Origin of the sequence: Halococcus thailandensis JCM 13552, from assembly GCF_000336715.1 — an archaeon.
GTDB classification, from domain to species: domain Archaea; phylum Halobacteriota; class Halobacteria; order Halobacteriales; family Halococcaceae; genus Halococcus; species Halococcus thailandensis.
On record NZ_AOMF01000185.1, the window covers coordinates 1 to 6,268 of the forward strand.

Genomic DNA, 6,268 nt, shown 5'->3' on the forward strand with positions numbered 1-6,268 from the left:
TCAGAGATGTGTATAAGAGACAGGGTCAGTACTGTGGAATGGGACGAATGCCCCGAAGAAGTCTTTGACAGAAGACTCGGAATCATCCGACCAGAGCTTGTGAAGTGTGGCCAGCAGATCCGGAACATTACGTGGTGAGTACGACTCGGAGCTCGGGGTGATGCGAATATATTCGCGGTTCATGACTCTATGTATCTCGCGTTCCAGCGCGACTCCCACGCTCGTCAAATTGCAGGAACTCATGTCGCTTGACGCCAATTCTACTGCTGGATAATGCGTTGTCTAACATCGTACCGTTATGATTCACTGTCCTCGCCATCAATAATATAGTTGTCGTCGGTGTCTGCTGCACCCCCAGTGAAATCGTCGACGTTGGTCCATTCTTTCAGCTGTGTAGCTTGCCGCTGAAGCTCTTCGGGGTCGTGGTTTTGAGCACACGTATTACAGATGGTGACGAGGTTCTCAACTCCGTATTCGTCCTCATTGCTGGCATCGCCAGCACTGCTGCCGTCACTCGCGGGGACCGCAACGAGACCGAGATGGGTCTTTGGATAGCCAACGGCACCGCAGAGCTGACAGATTCGGTCATCGCGATCAAAGGCGAGTTCCTTGTTCTGAGCGTACTGCGAACGTGTCCCATCTGTATCTGAACCGTCTACCGTATCGCTATCTCTTCCGCAGTCACGGGGCTCACCCGTCCCATTATCGGTTTGGGGAGATTGTCCATCACCTGCTGAAGTTCCTTCTGACGGCCAGACCCGATCGTGAGGCTGGTTAGAGCGAGTGCTGGAACGCCCACTATCTGTGATTCCGGTATGGCCGTGGGACTCTGACTGAGGCCCTACATCGTGGTTTTGATCCTGTCCATCTCTGTCATCATCTGGTATGGAGAGCTCACCACGCTCTTTCAATTCCTCCAACCGATCAGCTGCTGCGTGACGTGAAACTCCGAGTATCTCGGCCACTTCAGATGTCGACAGTACCCCGTCGTGATTGTCGAAAACCGTGCGCACGTCATCGAGGCCAATATCTGTCTCCTGTTCATCCTCTCCTTCCTCAATCGACTCAATTTCATGACCGAGATAGGGATTAGAATGTGAACCCCACGGCTGATTGAGAATAGATGGTATCGCTTTGACAGCCGACAGTATCCCAGACCCGCTCTCGTTGTAGGCGGTTTCGAGGACTGCTCGTGGTCGCCAGAGTCCATGCATGACTTGCGATACCTGCCGGGAGTGGAGTTCAAGATATCGGCGTCCAACGTATGCGAGTCCAGTCGCACCTGAAAGAAGAACAGCAACATAGTCTCCGACCGGTGGAAGGAGTGTCCCTCCGAACCCGAGTAGCAGTTGGAGGTCAGCAGGCATATCGGCAACCAATCCACTCATCCCAGAGGACGTGAGAAGCCCAACTCCTCCGAGGAAAGCTCCATATTGAAGGACAGCGATCCAAGGACCAGCCCGTAATCGAAGTCCGTATTCGGTTATATCTTGGCGGAGAGCAGGACGAACGAGGTACGCACTGCCAACTGTTCCGAAAATCCAGAAAACCCCCGCCCCGAACAGATTGTCGAGAACACCCATCGAAATAAGAATCCAGTCAAAACCGCCAACCAATGCCACAACGCTGCATAGACCGAGATACTGCCAAGTAGGCCGAGACAATCCATATTCCAAAGAAAATTCATCTACCTCTTCACCGTAGAATTTCGCGTGGGGGATCCGAACAGTGAAATGATACCATTCACGTTCGATCGTGTGGGCGATATATCCAATTCCTACACCCAAGACGATCAGCCACTGTGTCTCAGTGATTACTTGGCCCGTGCCATACGCAAGATCAAATGTACCGAGTAACCAACTAATTCCAGTCTGAGGTGAAATGAATAATCCGCCGACAATTCCCGCAAGGAGACCGAGCGAGAAGATCGTTAACAAACATCCAACAAGAAAAACAAGACATCGACGCAGGAAGATGAAACGTCCTGTATGAGCAAAGATCCGCGTCTTCTGTTTGAGATCACGAAGTACAAACATTGTATATGCTACTGAAAATCCTCGTTCGATATGATTCCATTTCGATATTTCTCGTAGCTCTTGTCGTACCCCCTCCATTTCCTTAGTAAAGAAACATTTGTCACACGCCGGCACCATATTGTTGAGTGTTTTTTCTCTTCCACTGGCGAGAAGATCCCACAGTTGCACATTATCTTTCCGGTGTGCAATGCGACCACATATCTGGCATATATGATTATCCCGAGAACTGATGATTTCAAGCCGATTCCCCTCGATATCATCAGGATCAATGTTTCCGTTCTCACCTCGTTTGCGTGATCTAAACATGAGAAAAATACCGTCTTGTCTATACGGCTTCCTCCTCGTCATCGTCGGGATCGATGAGAGGAATTTCTTCTTCTAGAGCTTCGACCCGCATCGGGAACTTTCCAACGTTTTCGACGCAAAGCAAGGCTGTGGAATATCCTAGTTCTGATTCCCCCATCGTCGCTGTTTCGACGAAATTCTTCTCAGAGTCGTTCAATTCAAGATACTTCTGCTGCTGGTCAGTGATCCCTTTGTCGATCCGATGGAGGACCTGAATCTGGGTGTTGTCGGCGATTACTTTCGCATCCTCATGGCCCAGCATATCTTCGAGAGATTGGGTCATGAGCTGAATCGATAGATTGTGGTGCCGGCTGTGGCGCGTCGCGCGCTCAAGCCATTCGAGACTTTCAGAGTCCTCGATCAGCATGTGGGCTTCGTCAACCGCGAAGATCACATTCTTGGACGATTGCTTCGCACGCTGATGGATCATCCGGAACATGAGTTTCATCATCAGGCTGGTTTCTTCGTCTGTCTCGGATTCTTCAAGGTCAAGGTAGATGACTTTTTCATCCGACTCAGTGATATCGACGTCCGTTTCTTTTGCTAGATGATCGTACGTGCGACCCGGTCGGAACGACTGCATCGCCATCCGCAACGCACTCGCATGTTGCTTGTACTGATTGATGTCTTCGTCAGTGATGCCGAATTGCTCAGCGTTGATGTTCGGCATCTCAGGTTTTGCTTGGCTTGTTCCACTGTCAATATCAGCGGCTTCGAAATCAAGCGTACCACCATCTGCAGTAGCGGTCCCAGCAGATTCGTCAGCCTCTCGTATCCAGTCTGCTGCTACCGATTGAGAAGCTCCCGTAACATCGGCAATAGCTTCTGGAGTCGCTGTTGCGAGATCGGTTACTGTCGAAATGTCTTCTTCTGACAGTCGGTCGCTGTATGTTGGCCCGATACCATCAATCATTTTGATCGAATCGCTTCCGCCATCGGCACTAACGGGAGAGTCGGCGTCTCCGAAGGTTTCGTTGGTTCCGTTCCCGATCTGCTCTGTGATACTTGTTGCTTGAACAAATTCGACAATATCTGGGATGCCGAGCTGTTCAAGCTCATCACCCTCGAACTCAATCCCGGTCTCAGCCGCAATGACGAACGGGAGTGGATAGAGCCCCATTGCACTCAGGATATCCAAGACATCAGTCACAGTTGGGCTCTCGTTGCTGTGTGTCCGTGGATCAGCGGTGATCCCCCTGAGCGCATAGGCGATCTCGACAGCGAGCTCGAGAACAGCGCGTCTGGTTGCGTCGAGACCACTTTCCTCGTTACCCTTCATTGCGAAATACATATCGAAAAAGTCCATTGCTGCGATGCGCGCTTGCCGGAATGGGTTATGGTCGCGGTCGTTGATCTTCTGGATGATATGTTCGGGAGTCTCTTTGATCTCCATCGGATTCAGCGATTTAGACCCATTGATTGGAATCCGCTTGCCGTTGAACGTATCGGTCAAGCTGTGGAACTCTCCCATTGGGTCAATCACGATCAACACTGTGTCCCGATCCTTTGACAGCCGGCGCAGGAGATTCAGCTTCGAATCGAACGATTTCCCGGCACCGATATCACCCGCCACCAATAGATTGTATCCACTTCGTGCATACCGGTCGACCACAAGCGGGCTATCATTCATTGCGTGAAATCCCCAGAGCACACCGTCCGGTTCGATGACCGATTTCGATCGGAAAGGGAACAGTGCTCCAGCAGCACCGCCAGTCATCCGCTTGCGATAGCGAAGAATGTCGCGTGCAAGTGGACTCGTGGTCACGAGACCGTCTTGTTGTTCGTAGGCGGGTTTTTTTTTACCGTGAGCCGCCGCTTCCGAAGCGTGTCAATGATATCATCAGTAGCATCACCCACTCGATCTTTACTTTCTGCACGGACTGTAATATACAGTCCAATACTGACCATTTCATCTTTCCCAGAGATAAGCTGATCGTAGATATATTCGTGTCTGTTAAGCCGACGTTTGCTCCGTCGCGCGCTCGATTCGCCCTTATCCTCTTTCTGGACGATTGCAGCTTTCACATCGTCAATCGCATTTTCGAGACCATCGATAGAACTGTTCGTATCATGATTATTCACGTAAATGCTGACATCCACGTTCGCCCCTGTGGTCGAATAGATCGAGTCCAGCATCCGCTCATCGGTCTCTTCCGGAAATCCTTCGACGAAGATGGTTTGCGCCCACATCTCTCCGGTTCGAATCTTCTTGGAAGCGAGTGTGAGATGGGTTGGTGAGATAAGCCGGGCATGGACCGCTGGATCGGATCCGTCAAGCTCAGCGGGGTGTTCATCCTCGATCCCGAGCACGTCACGAAGGTTTTCTTTGATCTTTTCAAACATTATGAGGATACCTCTTCATTCTCAGTATCTCGAATAACGGCTGGTAGGTTGTGGAGACGCGGAGTTGAATCACCATAATCGACCCGCTCACCCGTCCAGAATTCCTCAAGCAGGCCGCTATATTCGCTTGCATCAACTGGCTCAGCGGTACAATCGGAGAGCTGTTGGATACCTCCCCTAACTCTCTTCAATCGTTTGTTGAGTTCACGTCGTTGCTGTTCTTTGATTTCATGCTCAGGCATCTCATCGCGGATTATCGCAAAAGATTTGAAGAGATGTCCAATGAAGGGCCAATCAGCGATCTGGCTTGTGGAGGATCGATCTCGAAGCCGAATTTCCATCGGTGTTACTGCGACAACGATGTAGTATTCACGTACGCTCGTACCGCGCTCGCGAAATACCTGTGGAAGTTTCTCTTGATACGTCCTAACAAGGTTGCGTAGTTGGTCGTTATCTCGAATATCGCTTCCTTGGGCACGCGCACGATATGGTTTCACGAGTGTATCAGGGTCAATACGTCGACCTGAACTATAAATCTGAATGTCAAATTCCAATTGATTGATCAATACTGCGAACTCGTCGGCAATGTCTTCAAGCTGTCCTTCGCTTGCGAGCGCCATGTTGCCAGCATGGACCTTCATCAATCCAACAAGCCCACCATCGGTACGTTCAACGAAATCATTGATCGGATCAAAATGATCGACATTCGTAAGCGATTCTGGCTCGTGATCGCGTGAGTCGGGGTTGTGAGGTGTCATAGTTTTATCGCTGAATTTGAATTTTATTGCGGCTGTGATCCAATTGTGTGGCCGACGGTGCGACGGCGCGATTTTGATCAGGACAATGGCGGTGATCAGCGCGATCACACCGAGGATCCATCCGATCAATTGGTAGCTCTCGGGAAGGATGGCAACAATGAAAATAGTGCCGAAGAAGGCACCCGCTAGTAACCAGAGATCACCCAGTGTGCGGTTCGTGAATGGGATTGTTTCATCCTCCCCAAACTGATCGAGAACCGGGCGTGAAGGGTCGTTTCTACGACTCATGTATCTGCTGCCACCTGCGAATTAAACCGAATCATGATTCGGTCAGTCATTGCTCCTCTCGCGTGCGTTCTTGACATCGCGAGCGCTCCCCTTTGCACGTTCTTCCCGTTCATAATCGCGCCCAGTTGGCTGTTGGTTGGTATCAATCTCGGATAAATCATATAGCTGCCCCGATTCTTGATCTCGTGCCACGAAAACATCATCTTGTTCTTCGAAATTGTCTTCCATTCTGGAAAATTCGCTTGTTGCTATATCTGACCTAACTCCTTCTTGTTTTTGATCAAATCCATCATTTTTGAGAATACCAATGTCCATGTGACTCGGAAGTTCATCAGCCGATTGCGACACATAGATTTGCTCGCCTTTTTTCTCCCGATAATAGAGCCTGTCCAAGAAACATCGGCAAGGAAATCAGATTCTGCGAATTCTGAGTTCACATGACGTAGATTTTATCTAGCGGAAACTTCTGTATAGCGTAAGGATCCACCCGTGACGTCT

The 6,268-nt window shown here is 50.2% G+C and carries 5 protein-coding genes; all 5 read right to left on the reverse strand.

Features of this window, described 5'->3' with window-relative positions:
* Positions 1–296 precede the first annotated feature (296 nt).
* The 5 genes from C451_RS22220 to C451_RS22225 are packed head-to-tail and all read right to left on the reverse strand — an operon-like array spanning position 297 to position 6,163.
* The gene (locus C451_RS22220; protein WP_152420516.1) at positions 297–2,384 is read right to left on the reverse strand and encodes a MarR family transcriptional regulator; all 2,088 of its coding nucleotides are present in this window, start codon (positions 2,382–2,384) and stop codon (positions 297–299) included.
* Entirely contained in the window at positions 2,362–4,146 is a 1,785-nt protein-coding gene (locus C451_RS19475) for a type IV secretory system conjugative DNA transfer family protein (RefSeq protein WP_080503574.1), read from the reverse strand. The genes C451_RS22220 and C451_RS19475 overlap by 23 nt, the downstream gene beginning before the upstream one ends.
* The gene (locus C451_RS19480; RefSeq protein WP_049913264.1) at positions 4,143–4,724 is read right to left on the reverse strand and encodes a hypothetical protein; all 582 of its coding nucleotides are present in this window, start codon (positions 4,722–4,724) and stop codon (positions 4,143–4,145) included. The genes C451_RS19475 and C451_RS19480 overlap by 4 nt, the downstream gene beginning before the upstream one ends.
* Entirely contained in the window at positions 4,724–5,770 is a 1,047-nt protein-coding gene (locus tag C451_RS19485; protein ID WP_007743392.1) for an SdpI family protein, read from the reverse strand. The genes C451_RS19480 and C451_RS19485 overlap by 1 nt, the downstream gene beginning before the upstream one ends.
* A 42-nt stretch (positions 5,771–5,812) precedes the next feature.
* Positions 5,813–6,163 carry a hypothetical protein gene (locus C451_RS22225; RefSeq protein WP_152420517.1) on the reverse strand — a complete coding sequence of 117 codons (351 nt, stop codon included), beginning with the start codon at positions 6,161–6,163 and terminating at the stop codon, positions 5,813–5,815.
* Positions 6,164–6,268: the final 105 nt, after the last annotated feature.